Below are 16,969 nucleotides of genomic sequence, written 5' to 3' on the forward strand. Positions count from 1 at the left end.
TTGAACAGCATGAAACCATTTTTACAGGAAGTTGCAGAAGATCTTACTGCCCGTTTCCCTAACCAGTTGCAGCATTGCGCCATCATTTTCAACAATAAGCGACCTGCAGTTTATATGCAGAAGTATATGGCCGACATCATCCGGAAGCCATTCTTTAGTCCCGCATTTTTCACAATACAGGAATTCTTTGCCAGATCGACCCAACTTAAAACGGCCGACTTCTATATGCAGTTTTTCACCCTGCACAGAATCTATAATGCGCTGCTGAAGGAAGAAGGTATGGAACCACTCAGCGGCAGTAAGTTCTTCCCGCTTGGGAAGATCATGCTGGCCGACTTTGCGCAGATCGATATAGACCTGGTAGATGCGAATAAACTTTACAGAGATATGGAAGATATCTCTGTAATCAACAAAGAATTTGACTACCTCAGTCCGGAGCAATACCAATTCCTGGCACAATTCTGGACCTCTTATTCAGAAGGCAAACACAAAAAGCAACAAGAGCTTTTTATCAGAATGTGGCGCAGAATGCCTATACTGTATCATCGCTTTCATGAAGCGCTTACGGCACAGGGTAGCATTACTACGGGGCAGGTGTACCGGCAGCTGGCAGAGGATCCTGCACTGATCGCCAGGCTTTGTCAGGATTTCCAGAAAGGACAGATTGTCTTCGCCGGATTTAACGCGCTAAGCCGTGCCGAGATGCAGATATTCAAGATCCTCCAGGACATGGAAAAAGCGCTCTTCTATTTCGATGCAGACCCCTATTACCTGGACGACACCCTGCAGGAGGCCGGATTGTTTCTACGCAGAAATATTCACCAGCTTGAATTGAAAAATGAGTTTGCCAACAGCCCCGGAATGATAAAAACGCAATTCCACGAAGTCAATGTATATCGGGTGCAGGGACAAAGTGCCCAGGCAAAAATACTCAACACCATCCTCGAGTCCGACTACCGCGATAACCGCGAGGTCGGTTCTACCGCTGTGGTACTCGCGGATGAATCCTTGCTTATTCCATCACTGCAGACAGTTCCGGCAGAGTTTGAGGGATCAACGATCGACTTGAATGTGACCATGGGATTCGCGCTCGCCGCCTCAAGCGTGTTTGGTTTGGCCGACCTCTGGTTGAGCTGCCAGTTGGAAATTCACAAATCCGGGGCGGTCTCCTATAAAAACCTGTCCGCATTTATGACTCATCCGCTTACCGGACTTAGTCAGACAATGCGCGATAAGATTAATACCGCCCTCCTGCTCGAAAAAGAAATCGAAGTTCCTCAGGAAAGGCTGCTTCGGCAAAAAGGGCTCTTTGAAGTCTTCTTCAAAAGTGTTGCCGGCCCTGAAAAGAGCTCAGCAGAGATGCCACCAGTAAATCTCATTACACCGCTTCTAGACATAATTAACTTTCTGCTACAGCGCCTTTCAAGTTCAGGGAGATTAAGGAAAATAGATGCGGAACTTTTCGTCAAAACCATTCAGGAGTTAAACAGATTACATGACACCTTATCAAAGTATCTGCAGGAGGAAGAGCTCAGCTTTACTGTTTCACTGGTGCGTAAGGCACTAATGAGCATTTCCGTACCGCTCAGCGGTGATCCGCTGAAAGGCATACAAGTGATGGGGCTGCTGGAGACAAGAAACCTCAATTTCGATAAAGTGGTGTTTCTGGGATTCAACGAAGGTATTGTACCCAAGGCGTCTACCGGGACCAGCTTCATTCCCGATAGCCTGCGAAGAGTCTACGGGCTGCCTGTCCTTGAAAATCAGGATGCGATCTCGGCTTATATGGTTTACCGGCTGATACAACGGGCTGGCAACATCAACTTCGTGTATAACAGCCTAACCGACGAGTCGGCTTCAGGCGAACCAAGCAGGATTTTGAAACAACTCGCTTATGAAAGCGGGTTTAAATTCAATTATTATTCGCTCGACTTGAATGTGCGGACTGAACCGCAGCGGGAGATACAGATTGAAAAACAAGGTAATGCCGCCATACAGGCTAGTCTGCAGCGGTATTTGAGTCATCAGCGCACGCTTTCGCCATCGGCGCTGACCCAATACATCCTCAACCCAATCGATTTCTTTTTTAACTATATCGCGGGCATCCGGGAGCCCAAAGAGGTCACCTCCGTCGTAGAAGCGAATGAGGTAGGCTCCATTCTACATAAGGTGATGGAATACTTCTATGAAGATGCGCTTGGCCAGGAAATAACTGCCGAAGTGCTTCAGGTAAAAAGAAAGCAAATTCCGGCGCTGACCGAAAAAGCCTTTGCCGCAGTTATTTTCAATGACCCGCGCAGAACTGTAGCGTTTAAGGGGATGCAAAAAGTCATTCTTGCTATTGTGGAGGCTTATGTCAACATCATTGCCGACCAGGATGCCTCCCAGGCTCCTTTTCACATCCTGAGTCTGGAACAAAAAGTAGAAGCTGAGATCAGCTTTTCCCTTCATGGCAAAGAAGCGAGTATCAAAATTGGCGGAATAATCGACCGGGTTGATTATAAAGACGGCGTAACCAGGATCGTTGACTATAAGACGGGCAGCGACAAACTGAGCTACAAAGACATTCCCGGGCTGTTTGATACGGACGGAAAATACGTCAACAAGGCACTGGTGCAGACATTGCTGTACACCTGCATCTATGAAATCTCCTCCGGCAAGAAAGCTGTCGAACCAAACCTGTACATCGTAAAAACGATGAGCCAGGAAGGTGTCTGGTTCAAGTCGGGCCGTCAGACCCTCACTGGCGCATACCTGGAAGAAGTTAAACAGCAATTCATGGAAGGCCTCAGGGAGAAACTCTCCGAACTGTTCGGCTCCCCCTATTTCCAGGCAAGTCTGATCGAAGACAACTACAAGTATTCGATCTACAAAACCCTGTTTGGCAGGCAGGTCTGAGCAAACGAAAAGCCTGTCTTGAAGCTTGCATTTGAAAGCAATTTTATCTAAGTTTGCCCACAATAAACATTTGAATATACAATGAGAGAGATTCAATTCAGAGAAGCTTTACGTGAGGCCCTTAGTGAAGAAATGCGTAAGAACGAAAACGTGTTTTTGATGGGTGAAGAAGTTGCGCAATATAATGGAGCTTATAAGGTTAGTCAGGGTATGCTTGACGAATTTGGCGATAAACGCGTAATCGACACCCCTATTGCTGAGCTTGGTTTCGCAGGTATTGGTATTGGTGCTGCAATGAATGGTCTTATTCCGGTTGTCGAGTTTATGACATTCAACTTCTCTCTTGTTGCTATCGACCAGATTATTAACGGCGCAGCCAAAATGCTTTCCATGAGCGGCGGGCAGTTTTCGGTACCGATCGTATTCCGCGGCCCTACTGGCAATGCCGGTCAACTGGGGGCACAGCACTCACAAAACTTTGAGAACTGGTATGCAAACTGTCCAGGTCTTAAGGTGGTTGTTCCCGCTACACCATATGACGCCAAAGGCTTGTTAAAGCAATCTATCCTTGATCCTGATCCGGTGATCTTCATGGAATCTGAGGTAATGTACGGCGACAAAGGTGAGGTGCCTGAAGGTGAGTATTACCTCCCCCTCGGCAAAGCCAATATCGTTAAGGAAGGCAGCGATGTAACGTTGGTTACTTTCGGTAAAATGCTGAGCCGTGTGGTTAACCCAGCGGTAGAGCTGCTGACAAAAGAGGGCGTTAATGTTGAGGTCATCGACCTGCGTACCGTACGTCCTATTGACTACGAGACAATCATCAACTCTGTTAAAAAAACCAACCGTTTGGTTATTGTTGAAGAAGCATGGCCGCTGGCGTCAATATCTTCAGAAATCGCGTTCAATGTGCAAAAGAACGCCTTCGATTACCTGGATGCACCGGTGCTTCGCATCACCTGCGCTGATGTGCCGCTGCCATACGCACCTACACTCATCGCAGCAAGTTTGCCTAACGCAGAGAAGGTAGTGAAGGCTGTAAAAGAAGTGATGTACGTCACTAAATAACGCCAATTACTTAAAGAAAATATAATCCCGCTGGTGCAAGCCGGCGGGATTTTTTCGTTAATTTTGGCGCCATCTTATGTCAATTGAAAAAATGAGCAATCACACCAAGATCATCGCAGCAGAACTGAATCTGACCGTTCAGCAGATTGAAGCGACTACCTCGTTACTAGATGAAGGGGCAACGGTACCCTTCATCTCCCGATATCGGAAAGAAATGACCGGTAGTCTGGATGAAGTTCAGATAGCGTTGATCCGCGACCGGGTGCAGCAGCTGAGGGATCTTGATAAGCGCCGCGAAGCCATTTTAAAAGCACTGACGGCATTGGATAAGCTGAGCCCCGAACTTGAAAAACAGATCAATGCAGCAGTAACCATTGCAGAAATAGAAGACATTTACCTGCCTTATAAGCCCAAGCGCAAAACACGTGCTTCCGAGGCAAGAAAGAAGGGTCTTGAACCCTTGGCAACACTGATATTTCAGCAGGGCAAACAGGATCCTGTAGCTGAAGCTGAAGGATTTATCAATGTCGACCTTGGCGTACCTGCTGCCGAGGAGGCTCTGGCCGGTGCACGCGACATCATAGCAGAATGGATAAATGAGGACGCCGAGGCCCGCTCCCGTATGCGCGCCTACTATCAGCAGCACGCCGTGATCAGGTCGGCCGTAGTTAAAGATAAGGCCGATACCGGCATTAAATACAAAGACTATTTTGAATGGTCTGAAACTCTGAAGTCTGCGCCCTCCCATCGCATTCTGGCAATGCGGAGAGGCGAACACGAAGAGGTGCTTAAATTGGAGATAGCGCCTGAAGAAGCGGGCGCTATCGATATCCTGAACAGACTTTTTATAAAGTCTGATCATGCCAATTCCAGACAAGTAAAACTGGCTTTGGATGACAGCTTCAAGCGTTTGCTGGGTCCTGCCATGGAAACCGAGGTCAGAAACTTTTCCAAGGAAAAAGCCGATCGGGAGGCCATTCATGTATTTGCCGAAAATGCCCGTCAGCTTTTGCTGGCCGCACCCATGGGGCAGAGAAACGTACTTGCAATAGATCCTGGATTTAGAACCGGCTGCAAGGTCGTTTGCCTCGACAAACAGGGCAAATTACTTAAAAATGCAGCTATATTTCCGCACAACGGGCAGCGTGGCGTAGCAGAGGCCGCAAGTACAATTAAAAGGCTCTGTGAAGAGCATGACATAGAGGCAATTGCAATTGGTAACGGTACTGCTGGCAGGGAAACCGAAGCTTTCATACGACAGCTCGGTCTGCAAGGCGTTACCATAGTAATGGTCAATGAAAGCGGCGCTTCAATATACTCCGCCTCAGATGTTGCCCGGCAGGAATTCCCCGATTACGATGTCACTGTGCGTGGGGCGATATCAATTGGCAGAAGGCTCATGGACCCACTCGCCGAACTGGTCAAGATAGATCCGAAGTCAATCGGAGTTGGGCAATATCAGCATGACGTAGATCAGAATAAATTACAGCAATCTCTGGATGATACGGTGATGAGCTGCGTGAATGCCGTAGGCGTCGAATTGAATACCTCATCCAAACAGCTGTTATCCTATGTCTCCGGGCTAGGCCCGCAACTGGCGCAAAATATCGTGAATTACCGGAATGAGCATGGCCCTTTTAAGAATCGCGAGAGTCTAAAAAAAGTTCCTCGCCTGGGAGAAAAAGCTTTCGAACAGGCCGCAGGATTTCTGAGAATAAGAAATGCCGACCATGTGCTGGACTCTAGTGCCGTGCACCCCGAGCGTTATGCGCTGGTTGGAAAAATGGCACGCGACCTGAACTGTACCGTGGCACAGCTTATCCGCGACCAGGCCCTGCGCAGGCAAATTAAACTTGAGCAGTATGTAACTGAAGAAACCGGCCTTCCTACGTTGAACGATATCATAGCCGAACTCGACAAACCTGGCCGGGATCCTCGTGAACAGTTTGAGGCGTTCAGTTTTACAGAAGGGGTTAATAGTATAACGGATTTGAAGCCCGGAATGAAATTGCCCGGTATTGTAACCAACATCACCAATTTCGGCGCTTTTATAGATATCGGTGTGCACCAAGACGGTCTCGTACACACCAGTTTGCTTTCCGACAAGTTCATCACGAACGCTTCCGAAGTCGTTAAAGTGCACCAAAAGGTTGAGGTGACAGTAGTTGAGGTAGACGTAGTTCGCAAACGGATCTCCCTTTCAATGAAGCCAGAAGCGCAGGCTAAGCCGAAAGCCAGATCTGAGAGGCATCAAAACAAGACGCCGCAGAGCAACAGCACCAGGCCTCACAGAAGCCCTGGCAAAGCACCGGCAAAACCTCAGCAACAGCGAAAATCGGGCGGAAAAGAAAAGCTTCCCGACGGCGACCTACAATTAAAGCTTGCCGCATTGAAAGATCTTTTCGGGAAGTAAGACCTACAGCTCTATCTGACGTTTGATACTCTCTTCAAGGGAGATCAAGGTCTCTGTACGCTGTATGCCAGCCACCGCCTGTATCTCTTCATTCAGTACATGCCGGAGGTGACTGGTGTCGCGGCAAATGATTTTAGCGAACATGCTATACGCACCAGTTGTATAATGCAACTCCACAACTTCTTTGATCTTGCTCAACTGTGCCACAGCATCTTTATACTGAATGCCCTTTTCCAGATAAATACCTAGGAATGCAGTAATATCATACCCTGCTTTTTGCGGATCGATGATAAGGTGTGAGCCTTTAATAATGCCCATTTCGTGAAGCTTTTTCATTCTCACGTGAATGGTCCCGCCTGAAACGATCAGATCTTTTGCGATTTCAGTATAGGGTTTGGTCGCATCGGCCATCAACTGCTTCAGAATCTCAACATCGAGGTTATCAATTTCTAAATTTTGACTTTCTTTTTTTAGCATCGTTTTTATATTTGATAATGATATGCAATATTAATTAATAATATAACAAAAATAAAATTAAATGTTTATAATATTTGCAACACTTTAAGGTTGTTATTACATTTGTATCAAGCAAGCAACTAAAAATAGTTCTTTAAAGACTTGCAAACATACTGTAGGGTGGTGAAATTGGCAGACACACCTCCTTGTCTCGGTGGTGGAGAGTTCAGGAAATACTGGTTTTGGTACCAACTGCTCCATGAAGGTTCGACTCCTTCCCCTACAGCAATTAAGTTGTATTAACTACCTAAATATACATACTTAATACGTACATATACATACTGTTGGGTGGTGAAATTGGCAGACACACCTTCTTGTCTCGGTGGCGGGGATCAATGGATAAACGCAGTTTATGGGTTGACCACAAATTAATTTTTGAACTGTAGCTAACTACCCCTTGGAGGTTCGAATCCTTCCCCAACAGCCAGTTTTTTTATGAATAATAAGTTAGTTAAAATCGAGTAACCCTGGATGGGGTTACTCTTTTTTCATTTTAGGCACTGCCCGATATTTGTCACTGAACTTTTTGTCCAATTGCTTATGGAGATTGTCAAGATTGATCTCGCGGCCCTGAATGAAGGCTTGCTCCACACGGTTGGTGCGCATATCAAGTGCATCTCCGGCAGATATAAAAAGCGTCGCGTCCTTTCCAATCTCCAGACTTCCTGTTTTGTCGGCTATTCCCAGTATCTGTGCAGCGTTTAAGGTAATCGTCTGAAGCGCCCGCTCTTTATTCAATCCCCAGGCCGATACGGTTCCCGCCATAAACGGCAGGTTTCGCTGCTGCCAGTATCCTTCAACGCTCAGGGCCACGGGTATACCCGCATCCATCAGCATACCCGCCTTTCTGTACGGTAGGTTTACGTCCTCATCCGAACCGGACGGCAAGACATGAGGCTGACCGATCACTACAGAAACACCGCTAGATTTCAAAAAGTCAGTAATCAGGTAGGCTTCATCGGCACCGGTGATCACAGGGGTTATGTTAAACTTTTTGGCAAATTTTACAGCATCCATGATATCTGTTTGACTATTTGCTGCGATGAACAGCTGTTGTGTACCACTGAAGAGCCGTTTCATCGCTTCAAGCCTGGTATTCACCACCTCGGGCTTGGTCATATCTGCATAGGCCTTTGCTTCAATAAACAGCTGTTCAAGTTCAGCTATCCGGTTCCTGCTCACTTCTTTTATCGCGTCGGCTGCCGAGTTGCCACGCAAATTGTTTCCCCGGAGCCTTGGCGTCGCCGGCCAGTCCACATGCATGGCACCATCAGTGCGTATCGCTGCATCCTCCCAGTTCCAGGCGTCAAGCTGTACAACAGAAGAACTACCCGTCACAAGGCCACCCTGCGGCGTGATCTGCGCCATAAGCACTCCGTTACTCCGCAGTGTCGCCGGAACCTTCGAATCAGTATTATAGGCCACCAACGACCGGATATGCGGATTAAAGTTTCCTATTTCAGAAAAATCAAGCGTCGCTTTTACAGACTCAAATTCTGCCAGCCCCAGGTTAGTAAGCGGAGCAATGAAGCCCGGATAAATATGTTTTCCGTTCGCATTAATCAATGTAGCTCCGGTCGGGTCAATCCGCACGACTGTAGCATCACCTACACCGATGATCTTTCCTCTTTCGAAGATCAGGTAGCCATTGTCAATAGTGTTACCATTGCCTATATGTAGCATCGCCCCCATAATAATCACCTTCTTATCTTGGGGCGGTGCCGGTGAGATGTTTGCCTGAGCCATACATAACGAACTTAACGAGGCAAATAACAACGTATATAAATACCTATTCATGTGAGTGATCCCCTTTCAAATCTTCTTCGTAAAACTCATCGCCTATCGACTCGCAATGAAACAACCTCGAACGTTGCGCCTGCGGACGTTGGGTCTTGTTACCCTTATTTTTACTCTCCTTCATTTTCCCCATAAGCCTTTCCCGCTCCTCCAACTGTCGACGCCTCAACTGAGCATCACGATCTATATCCCAGTACGCAGCACCATCTACAAAGGTCATCTCTGCCTTCGCATAAACCGACAGAGGATGGTCTGACCATACCACCAGGTCCGCATCTTTCCCCGGTTTCAAACTCCCCACTCGGTCATCAATGTGCAGCATTCTGGCCGGATTCAGGGTAACAAACTTCAGCGCATCGATTTCACTGACTCCACCATAAAGTACCGCCTTCCCGGCCTCCTGATTTAAGCGGCGCGCCATTTCGGCATCATCTGAATTGAACGCTGTTGTAATACCGACGTTGTGCATAATCTTGCCATTGTAAGGGATAGCTTCGGCAACTTCCATCTTATACGCCCACCAGTCTGAAAATGTAGAAGCATTGATTCCTCTCGCTTTCATTTTATCGGCCACCTTGTAACCCTCCAGAATATGCGTAAAAGTATTGATCCGGAAACCAAGACTATCAGCCACCTTCATGAGCATATTGATTTCAGACTGAACATAGGAATGACAAGTGATAAAGCGCTTGTTGTCCAGAATTTCAACGATGGCATCAAGCTCGAGGTCGCGGCGTACGTTACTGCCCTTCTTCGTCATTGCCTCCTTGTACGCCTTTGCGCGCGTAAACTGATCTACAAAAACCTGCTCTACTCCCATACGCGTCACCGGAAACCGTGCACCCGTACCAAAATTGCTTTGCTTCACATTTTCACCCAGGGCAAATTTGATAAAATGATCACCGTCTGTGTATTTTAGTTCTTCCGGCAGCTTCCCCCAGCGCAGTTTGATCAGCTGCGCCTGTCCACCCACCGGATTAGCCGAACCATGAAGTATATGAGAAGTTGTAACACCGCCAGCCAGCTGCCGGTAGATATTAATATCCTCGGAATTGATAATATCCGCGATGCGAACTTCCGCAGAAGAAGCCTGGGATCCCTCGTTGATTCCGCCTGTCCCTGCAATATGCGAATGCTCGTCGATCAGCCCCGGAGTAATGTGCTTACCTGTGGCATCAATAACCCGGGCCCCTGATGCGTTCAATCCTTTTCCTATCGCGCTTATCCGGCCGTTCTGAATAAGCACGTCAGCATTCTGTAAGACTCCTTCCTGCTCGTTTGTCCAGACTGTCGCGTTCCGGAGCAGCACATGCTCCATTGTTGGTACAGTGGTATTACCGAAGGCTGTAAAAGGATAAATCATCGGCTCCCTTGGACGAATCATAGCGGCTGCCAGCGTTGCTGGAGCCACACTCGCCGAATCCTTTTTAGCCGAATCATCCGCAAACACAAGAATGTGTCGCTTACCCTGCACCCAGTTCTCCTGGATAACATTGGCTCTCGTGAACAAACTGTCCGAAGTAATGATAAAATTTGCCAGCTTTCCTTTATCCAGCGTACCCACCTTATCTGAAACGCCAATCATCGCTGCAGGGATCTCGGTGAGCGCCAAAAGCGCCTGCTTTTTAGATAAACCGTGATCGATCGCAAGTAAAAGGTTCATCCAAAAATCTTTTATATCGTCTAATCCGTGCCCAGTTATAGCGAACTGGATCCCAGCCTTTTCCACAATACCAGGATTAGCCGGCGCCATCTCCCAGGCCTTCATCTGAGCGAGGGTGATATGTCTGCTTTCCAAGGTATCATCCACGTCATAGGCCTTAACAAAATTTAACGGCACGATCAAAGCTGACCCTGTAGCTTTCACGGCGTCAATCCGCTGGTATTCGTCGCCGCTGGTTTTAATCAGGTAACTGCGGCCAAATTCTTTCGCTATTTTGTGGGCCCGCAATACATTTTGCCAACCGTCTGCTTCAAAGACCTGAGGCAACACCTGTTGTCTATTAAACTCCTGCAGAGAAATATTAAATTCCGAGGTCTGTTTACTGTACCACAAACCATCGTAATAGGTTTGTCGGAGCAGTGCTATGGATCCCATCAGCGAAGTAGGATAATCGTTCTGGGAGCTCCCCTTACTGAAAGAGAAATTGGCCGCTGCCCGATCCTTAAGTATGGTGATGTTCTCCTTGTCGTCAGAAAGGGTTACCACTGTCGACGTCCCACGCACAATACCATCACGGTTTACCGCATGTACCGTTCCAAATCCAATTTTACGCAAGTCAGCAGCCGCTCTATTATCGGCCGCAAAAAAGGTATGTGCATTTGTTTCCGGCCTTATTGCTTCGTTCCATGCGTAGGCACCCCGCTTGGTCGACAAGAAAATGGATTGCCTGCCGGCACTAACGTTTCGCGCGGCGTCGGGCAGACCGTATCCGGTAAATGCATCGATTAATGAAGGATATATAAACCTCCCTTTCAGATCAATCACTACATATCCCTTTGGCACCGCTAAGTCAGATCCCACTGCTTGTATTGTCTGCCCTTTTATAAGCATAGTGCCATTTGTAATAGCCCTTGAGGCGCTTACAACAATATTGGCATTGGTAAAGGCATACAACCCAGGCCTGATATCATAAGAACCGTTTACCGGATAGGTTTGCTGAGCGCATAGATGCATTGCAGACAATGCAAATGCCAGCAGAAATAGCGTTTTTTTCATGAAATTCCTGTTAATGTTCTAAATCTATTAAAAATCCAGTGTAACAGGCGTAGAAACTTTGCATTATCTCTTTGGAATTCAACAAACCTGTTGACCCTTATGTCAAAGAACTCCGAAAAAGCACTGGTCAGCACTTTTATCGGAGACAAAAATCATCATTCAAAATGCAAAAGGATCAGTGCTGCACAGGAATGACACGGTATGACGTCCCTTTGTCATCACCTGTCAGAACAGCACATAAAAAACTCACCATAAACGGCAAAAGCCGTCTTATGGACGGCTTTCTTTTTCTGTTTTGCGGAGAGAGAGGGATTCGAACCCTCGATACCCTTTTGAGATATACACACTTTCCAGGCGTGCTCCTTCGACCACTCGGACACCTCTCCTTCTTTGCGACGCAAAAGTAGATTTTTTTTGGATAAATGCGAATATTAATCGATAAGGGATACCTTGAGCATATTCGTCCTGCCTTGGGCTTCCAATGGAATAGCGGCTGTATTAATAATCACGTCGCCTTTCTTAATAAGCTTTTTCGCCTTTAAAAGGTCATTAACGTCCTGAATGGTTTCGTCGGTACTCTCAAATTTATCATAATAGAATCCCTGGACACCCCATAACAGGCTAAGCGCATTCAAGAGGGAACGGTTGCTGGTAAAAATGTATGTAAATGCCTTTGGCCGGTGGCTCGAAATCTCGAACGCCGTATATCCGCTAACGGTCATGGAAACAATTCCCGCCGCCCCGGTTTGCTTAGACAGCGTACAGGCAGAATCACAAACAGCATCGCTCAGGAAGCTTTCGGTTTTAGGCTTAAGGAACTTGTCAGGATGGAAAGGATAGTTATTCTGTTCAATGTTCTGTATAATTTTCTGCATTGTTTCAATAACGATCAGCGGAAATTCGCCTACTGATGTCTCGCCGCTCAGCATCACAGCATCCGCGCCATCCAATACCGAATTTGCGACATCGTTAACCTCTGCGCGCGTAGGCCTCGGTGTCGTGATCATGCTTTCAAGCATCTGAGTAGCAACAATTACCGGTTTTGAAGCAGCACGGCATTTCTGCACAATCATCTTTTGTAGCAAAGGCACCTCTTCCATAGGCATCTCCACACCCAGATCGCCACGCGCCACCATAACACCATCTGCTTCCGCTATGATCGCATCGATGTTTGCAATCGCCTCTGGCTTTTCGATCTTGGCAATTACCCTTGCATTTTTATTTTGTGCTTTGATAATGTCTTTCAGTTCCACAATGTCTTCAGCATTTCTCACAAAAGACAAACCGATCCACTCCACATCGTTCTGGAGCACAAAATCCAGATTCTTACGGTCTTCGGGAGTTAGTGAAGGAATGGATACTTTCGTGTTCGGCAGGTTTACGCCTTTCCGCGAAGTCAGGATACCGCCGTGGACAACCTCGCAGACAACCTCATCTACATAATTTGTCTCAACGACACGCATCTGCAGTTTCCCGTCATCCAGAAGAATGATCTCCCCCGCCTTTACATCTTTGGGAAATGCTTCATAAGTAATATATATACGTTCTTCATTACCGACACATTCCCTTGTTGTTATGACGGTTCTGGCGCCATTTATCAGATGGATACCCCCGTCTTTAACCATACCAATCCTGATCTTAGGACCCTGTAAATCAGCAAGTATACCAACGTTGTAATCATATTTCTCATTGATAGCCCGTATCGTGTCCAACACAACCTGGTGATCGGCCTGCGAACCATGGGAAAAGTTCAGACGGCAAACGTCTAAGCCGGCATTGAACATACTATATAAAACTTCGGGTTTGGCTGATGCAGGGCCTAGTGTGGCTACGATCTTTGTTCTAGAATGAAAGGGTTTCATTTATCTTGGTTAATGTAATTCTGTTTGTTAAAGCAAACCAAATATAGTGTATTTCATACACGTTTTAAGATAAAATTTACATAATCAGGTTTTGTTTAGACTTCAATCTTGCCGGCTCGATCTGTACAGCCACCTGAATATCAGCAAGTTTATTGAGTCCGCTAATGATGTAATTAAGGTCTTCCTGGTCTATAAACTGATGGATGACCATGAAGAAATCTACTTTATTCATTTCAGGAATCAGAAAGCCTTCAGAATTCCTGTTGCTGACAATATAGAATTCCGTTTCTCCCTCTTCCGCTACATGATAATATTTTGAAAAAAGCACAGGAGGCTCGTCGATGTTGAAGAAAACCTCATGATCGGCTACCTTTTCAAAATTGAGGGACAGGGATGTATTGAGTTTGTGACAAAACATATAGTCCTTCATTGGTGCTGTAATAGCAACCAGGATAAAGTCAAGATCAAGTGATAATTTTAAGTAGGTTTTGTTCAAAATCTGTCGCCTTTAGGCGATTGCGAAATTATAAAACTATTTTTTTACTTTCATGTTCAGATAAAAAACATTAACATTGGTTGAGAAATAAAAACATTTGAAATGTGTTAGAATTTATTTTTCTTTGCACTGAATTATTTAACCATTAAATTATAAAGATTATGTCTGATATTGCTTCAAGAGTTAAGGCTATTATCGTTGAAAAATTAGGTGTGGATGAGAGCGAGGTTACCCCGGAAGCTTCTTTCACAAACGACTTGGGTGCTGATTCTTTGGATACAGTAGAACTGATTATGGAGTTTGAAAAAGAATTCAATGTAGCAATCCCTGATGATCAGGCTGAGACCATTGGTACAGTTGGTCAAGCAATCGCTTACTTGGAAAAAAACGTTAAGTAAAAATACGGTCTCCGTATAATCCGTATAAATGGAATTAAAAAGAGTAGTAGTTACAGGGTTAGGTGCGCTCACTCCAATAGGCAATACTGTTCCTGATTTTTGGGAAGGATTGATTAACGGTGTGAGCGGCGCCGCGCCTATTACGAGTTTTGATACAGAAAAATTCAAAACCAAATTCGCCTGTGAACTGAAAAATTTCAGGGCTGAAGATTTTCTGGACAGAAAAGAAGCACGTAAGCTGGATCCGTTTGTTCAGTATGCACTTGTGTCTACGGATGAGGCCGTCAAAGACAGTGGCCTTGACTTTTCGGCAGTTGACACCAACCGAGCAGGAGTAATCTGGGGAGCTGGGATCGGCGGATTGAAAACTTTTCTGGATGAGGTAAGTAACTTTGCAAAAGGCGATGGCACACCACGCTACAACCCGTTTTTTATTCCTAAGATGATCGTTGATATTGCCGCCGGGCATATCTCGATCAAATATGGCCTTCGCGGGCCAAATTTTTGCACGGTGTCCGCCTGTGCATCATCAACCAATGCAATGATCGACGCATTCAATTATATTCGTCTTGGTGTCGCAGACCTGATCATTTCGGGTGGTTCTGAAGCGATTATAAACGAAGCTGGTATCGGCGGTTTCAATGCTATGCATGCGCTTTCGACCAGAAACGACGATCCGACTACTGCTTCGCGTCCTTTTGATAAAGACCGGGATGGCTTTGTAGCAGGTGAAGGTGCCGGCACAATCATACTTGAAGAGCTTGAGCATGCAAAAAAACGCGGGGCTAAAATTTATGCTGAACTTGTCGGTGGCGGCATGAGCGCGGACGCAAATCACATCACAGCCCCCCACCCTGAAGGCCTCGGCGCCAGAATGGTTATGTCAAATGCATTAAAAGACGCTGGTCTTTCCGTAACGGACATTGACTACATCAATGTACACGGCACCTCCACCCCGTTAGGCGACATATCCGAAAGCACAGCAATTGTTGATCTTTTTGGTGAAAATGCTTACAAACTGAACATAAGTTCGACCAAATCAATGACAGGCCACCTACTTGGGGCGGCTGGCGCTGTGGAAGCGATTGCCTCTATTCTGGCGGTTAAAAATGATGTTGTTCCTCCTACAATTAATCATTTCACTGATGATCCGGACTTTGACCCTAAATTGAATTTCACATTTAATAAGGCTCAGAACAGACCTATCCGTGCTGCATTAAGCAATACCTTTGGTTTTGGCGGTCATAACGCATCCGTGATTTTCAAAAAATACGAAGAGTAAGAGCCATTCCAGCATTTAATGCCATTATTTGACCTATATAAGTTATATCTATCATCAGATAAAGACTTTATAAGAAAGTTAAACAATATTTTGGGGTTTGTGCCTCGAAATACTGTCTTATACAAAATGGCATTCCGACACCGTTCCGTGGCTAAGGTCCTCAAAAACGGAACCCGGAGCAGCAATGAACGGCTGGAGTTTCTAGGCGACGCAATATTAGGCTCTGTCGTAGCAGAACTCCTCTTTAAAAGTTACCCTTACAAGGAAGAAGGTTTTTTAACTGAAATGCGGTCCAAGATTGTAAACAGAAACAATCTGAACCGGCTTGCCAAAAAAATGGGTTTCGACCAGTTGATCGTATTTGACCAAAGAACCGTAAACATGCAAACCAAGCATCATTCTATGCTAGGTGACGCATTCGAAGCATTGATCGGGGCTATCTATCTGGACCGGGGATATAATTTCACCAAAGAATTCTTACTAAAACGAATTGTCAAGCCATACATTGATATCCATACGCTGGAGCTAACTGAAACCAACTTCAAAAGCAAACTTATAGAGTGGTGTCAGCGCCATGGAAAGGATATCTCGTTCGATATGATTCAGAATGAAGAAGGAGAAAGTGCTAAGCTCTTTACTGTACAGGCGGTGATAGACGGCGAAAGCTGCGGCATTGGCAGGGATTACAATAAGAAGAACGCCGAAAAACTAGCCGCTGAAAAGGCCTGCGAACTGTTATCTATTTAATCTTATTGACGTATCAGGCTTGAGTCGGGGCAAGCTGTCTAACTTGGTAGGCGAATCAAGATATTGTTTGCTTGAGTCTTTAATATACTTAATTGCATCATACATTGTCCAGCTTTTGGCGCGCTCATAACTTGGTCTGTAGAAAAACATATACTGCTCCAGATCTTTGCCGCGCAAAGTAGTGTTCGACTGAATGATCGACTCATTAAACAGTCCGTCGACATGCGTTTCCTCCATTTCATTGGTGTAATAACGACCAAATCTCCGGGCATTTTTCGGCGTCTTTCCCAGCAGTTCATATATAGCCGTAAGCGGGGTAAACAAAAACGAGAGTGCCGGCGGTTTCCCCTCATAAAAAGAACCATTGCGCTTGTGGTCACGCTTTACATCCTCCAATTCGCTTTTCCTCGACTGCCCCACAATAGTTACCTCCTTCAGCATCTGGTTGCGACTAAGGTTAATGATCATATCCGTTTTATCACTGTTAACCGCGGCCGTGAAGTCCGTAAAGCCTGATTTGATAACCAGCAGGGTGTCGCCTGCCACCGCCTTAATCTGGAAAAGCCCAAGTGCGTCGCTTGAAACAGTCGCCCGGGTCCTTTGGTTAACAATCTGCGCGCCTGAAACGCGGCCCTGGCTCTCCTGGTCCTTTATAACACCTTTAAGCACAAAGGCTTCCTGTGCCAGCGCGGAAACGGCCGTCATCATGAAAAGGGCTACACTCACCAGACCGGAAATACGAAAGGGCATCTTCATCGTGAACACAAAAAATC

Annotated in this window: 12 protein-coding genes and 3 tRNA genes; 8 read left to right on the forward strand and 7 right to left on the reverse strand. The window is 46.1% G+C overall.

Going from position 1 to position 16,969, the window contains the following annotated elements; genetic code table 11:
- Window positions 1–9 precede the first annotated feature (9 nt).
- The 3 genes from QEP07_RS10345 (at window position 10) to QEP07_RS10355 (ending at window position 6,379) form a co-directional block, all read left to right on the forward strand.
- Window positions 10–2,898 (forward strand): PD-(D/E)XK nuclease family protein, encoded by a 2,889-nt coding sequence (locus QEP07_RS10345; RefSeq protein WP_285010015.1) that lies wholly within the window; start codon window positions 10–12, stop codon window positions 2,896–2,898.
- Between the two features lie 81 nt (window positions 2,899–2,979).
- Window positions 2,980–3,966, forward strand: coding sequence for a pyruvate dehydrogenase complex E1 component subunit beta (locus QEP07_RS10350; RefSeq protein WP_256002987.1), 987 nt, complete (start codon window positions 2,980–2,982; stop codon window positions 3,964–3,966).
- A gap of 91 nt (window positions 3,967–4,057) precedes the next feature.
- Window positions 4,058–6,379 (forward strand): Tex family protein, encoded by a 2,322-nt coding sequence (locus tag QEP07_RS10355; RefSeq protein ID WP_285010743.1) that lies wholly within the window; start codon window positions 4,058–4,060, stop codon window positions 6,377–6,379.
- 3 nt (window positions 6,380–6,382) lie between these two features.
- On the opposite strand, the gene QEP07_RS10360 is transcribed toward QEP07_RS10355, so the two are convergent.
- Complete coding sequence (locus QEP07_RS10360; protein WP_256002986.1) at window positions 6,383–6,856, reverse strand: Lrp/AsnC ligand binding domain-containing protein; 474 nt, start codon at window positions 6,854–6,856, stop codon at window positions 6,383–6,385.
- Window positions 6,857–7,009: 153 nt separating this feature from the next.
- On the opposite strand from QEP07_RS10360, the gene QEP07_RS10365 reads away from it, so the two are divergent.
- Together QEP07_RS10365 and QEP07_RS10370 are read left to right on the forward strand one after the other, a co-directional pair.
- Window positions 7,010–7,121: transfer RNA gene (locus QEP07_RS10365), tRNA-Asp, on the forward strand.
- A gap of 56 nt (window positions 7,122–7,177) precedes the next feature.
- Window positions 7,178–7,322, forward strand: a tRNA-Asp gene (locus QEP07_RS10370).
- A gap of 50 nt (window positions 7,323–7,372) precedes the next feature.
- Here the strand turns inward: QEP07_RS10370 and QEP07_RS10375 are convergent.
- From QEP07_RS10375 to QEP07_RS10395, 5 genes are all read right to left on the reverse strand, one after another.
- Complete coding sequence (locus tag QEP07_RS10375; protein WP_285010017.1) at window positions 7,373–8,641, reverse strand: amidohydrolase family protein; 1,269 nt, start codon at window positions 8,639–8,641, stop codon at window positions 7,373–7,375.
- Between the two features lie 43 nt (window positions 8,642–8,684).
- Window positions 8,685–11,411: an amidohydrolase family protein gene (locus tag QEP07_RS10380; protein WP_285010018.1), complete on the reverse strand. Its 2,727-nt coding sequence runs from the start codon at window positions 11,409–11,411 to the stop codon at window positions 8,685–8,687.
- Window positions 11,412–11,709: 298 nt separating this feature from the next.
- Window positions 11,710–11,797: transfer RNA gene (locus QEP07_RS10385), tRNA-Ser, on the reverse strand.
- 45 nt (window positions 11,798–11,842) lie between these two features.
- A complete protein-coding gene (gene pyk / locus QEP07_RS10390; protein WP_285010019.1) occupies window positions 11,843–13,273 on the reverse strand; it encodes a pyruvate kinase in 1,431 nt (476 codons plus the stop codon).
- Window positions 13,274–13,349: 76 nt separating this feature from the next.
- On the reverse strand, window positions 13,350–13,769 hold the full coding sequence (locus tag QEP07_RS10395; protein ID WP_256002982.1) for an IPExxxVDY family protein: 420 nt from the start codon (window positions 13,767–13,769) through the stop codon (window positions 13,350–13,352).
- A gap of 161 nt (window positions 13,770–13,930) precedes the next feature.
- Here QEP07_RS10395 and QEP07_RS10400 point away from each other — a divergent pair, with 161 nt between their 5' ends.
- The 3 genes from QEP07_RS10400 to rnc are packed head-to-tail and all read left to right on the forward strand — an operon-like array spanning window position 13,931 to window position 16,196.
- A complete protein-coding gene (locus tag QEP07_RS10400; RefSeq protein ID WP_008508386.1) occupies window positions 13,931–14,167 on the forward strand; it encodes an acyl carrier protein in 237 nt (78 codons plus the stop codon).
- Window positions 14,168–14,195: 28 nt separating this feature from the next.
- Window positions 14,196–15,449 (forward strand): beta-ketoacyl-ACP synthase II, encoded by a 1,254-nt coding sequence (gene fabF, locus QEP07_RS10405; protein WP_256002981.1) that lies wholly within the window; start codon window positions 14,196–14,198, stop codon window positions 15,447–15,449.
- Window positions 15,450–15,467: 18 nt separating this feature from the next.
- Window positions 15,468–16,196, forward strand: a complete 729-nt coding sequence (gene rnc, locus QEP07_RS10410) for a ribonuclease III (RefSeq protein ID WP_256002980.1) — start codon at window positions 15,468–15,470, stop codon at window positions 16,194–16,196.
- On the opposite strand, the gene QEP07_RS10415 is transcribed toward rnc, so the two are convergent.
- The gene (locus tag QEP07_RS10415; RefSeq protein ID WP_285010020.1) at window positions 16,185–16,952 is read right to left on the reverse strand and encodes a hypothetical protein; all 768 of its coding nucleotides are present in this window, start codon (window positions 16,950–16,952) and stop codon (window positions 16,185–16,187) included. The two genes, rnc and QEP07_RS10415, sit on opposite strands and share 12 nt — an antisense overlap.
- Window positions 16,953–16,969: the final 17 nt, after the last annotated feature.

It is taken from the genome of Pedobacter faecalis (genome assembly GCF_030182585.1).
GTDB classification, from domain to species: domain Bacteria; phylum Bacteroidota; class Bacteroidia; order Sphingobacteriales; family Sphingobacteriaceae; genus Pedobacter; species Pedobacter faecalis.

Excerpts from the sequence above, each read along its gene's own strand:
- QEP07_RS10400 (WP_008508386.1), top strand. The coding sequence starts at position 13,931 with ATGTCTGATATTGCTTCAAGAGTTAAGGCTATTATCGTTGAAAAATTA.
- QEP07_RS10415 (WP_285010020.1), bottom strand. The coding sequence starts at position 16,952 with ATGAAGATGCCCTTTCGTATTTCCGGTCTGGTGAGTGTAGCCCTTTTC.
- QEP07_RS10345 (WP_285010015.1), top strand. The coding sequence starts at position 10 with ATGAAACCATTTTTACAGGAAGTTGCAGAAGATCTTACTGCCCGTTTC.
- QEP07_RS10360 (WP_256002986.1), bottom strand. The coding sequence starts at position 6,856 with ATGCTAAAAAAAGAAAGTCAAAATTTAGAAATTGATAACCTCGATGTT.
- QEP07_RS10355 (WP_285010743.1), top strand. The coding sequence starts at position 4,058 with ATGAGCAATCACACCAAGATCATCGCAGCAGAACTGAATCTGACCGTT.
- QEP07_RS10380 (WP_285010018.1), bottom strand. The coding sequence starts at position 11,411 with ATGAAAAAAACGCTATTTCTGCTGGCATTTGCATTGTCTGCAATGCAT.
- fabF (WP_256002981.1), top strand. The coding sequence starts at position 14,196 with ATGGAATTAAAAAGAGTAGTAGTTACAGGGTTAGGTGCGCTCACTCCA.
- QEP07_RS10350 (WP_256002987.1), top strand. The coding sequence starts at position 2,980 with ATGAGAGAGATTCAATTCAGAGAAGCTTTACGTGAGGCCCTTAGTGAA.
- rnc (WP_256002980.1), top strand. The coding sequence starts at position 15,468 with ATGCCATTATTTGACCTATATAAGTTATATCTATCATCAGATAAAGAC.
- pyk (WP_285010019.1), bottom strand. The coding sequence starts at position 13,273 with ATGAAACCCTTTCATTCTAGAACAAAGATCGTAGCCACACTAGGCCCT.
- QEP07_RS10375 (WP_285010017.1), bottom strand. The coding sequence starts at position 8,641 with ATGGCTCAGGCAAACATCTCACCGGCACCGCCCCAAGATAAGAAGGTG.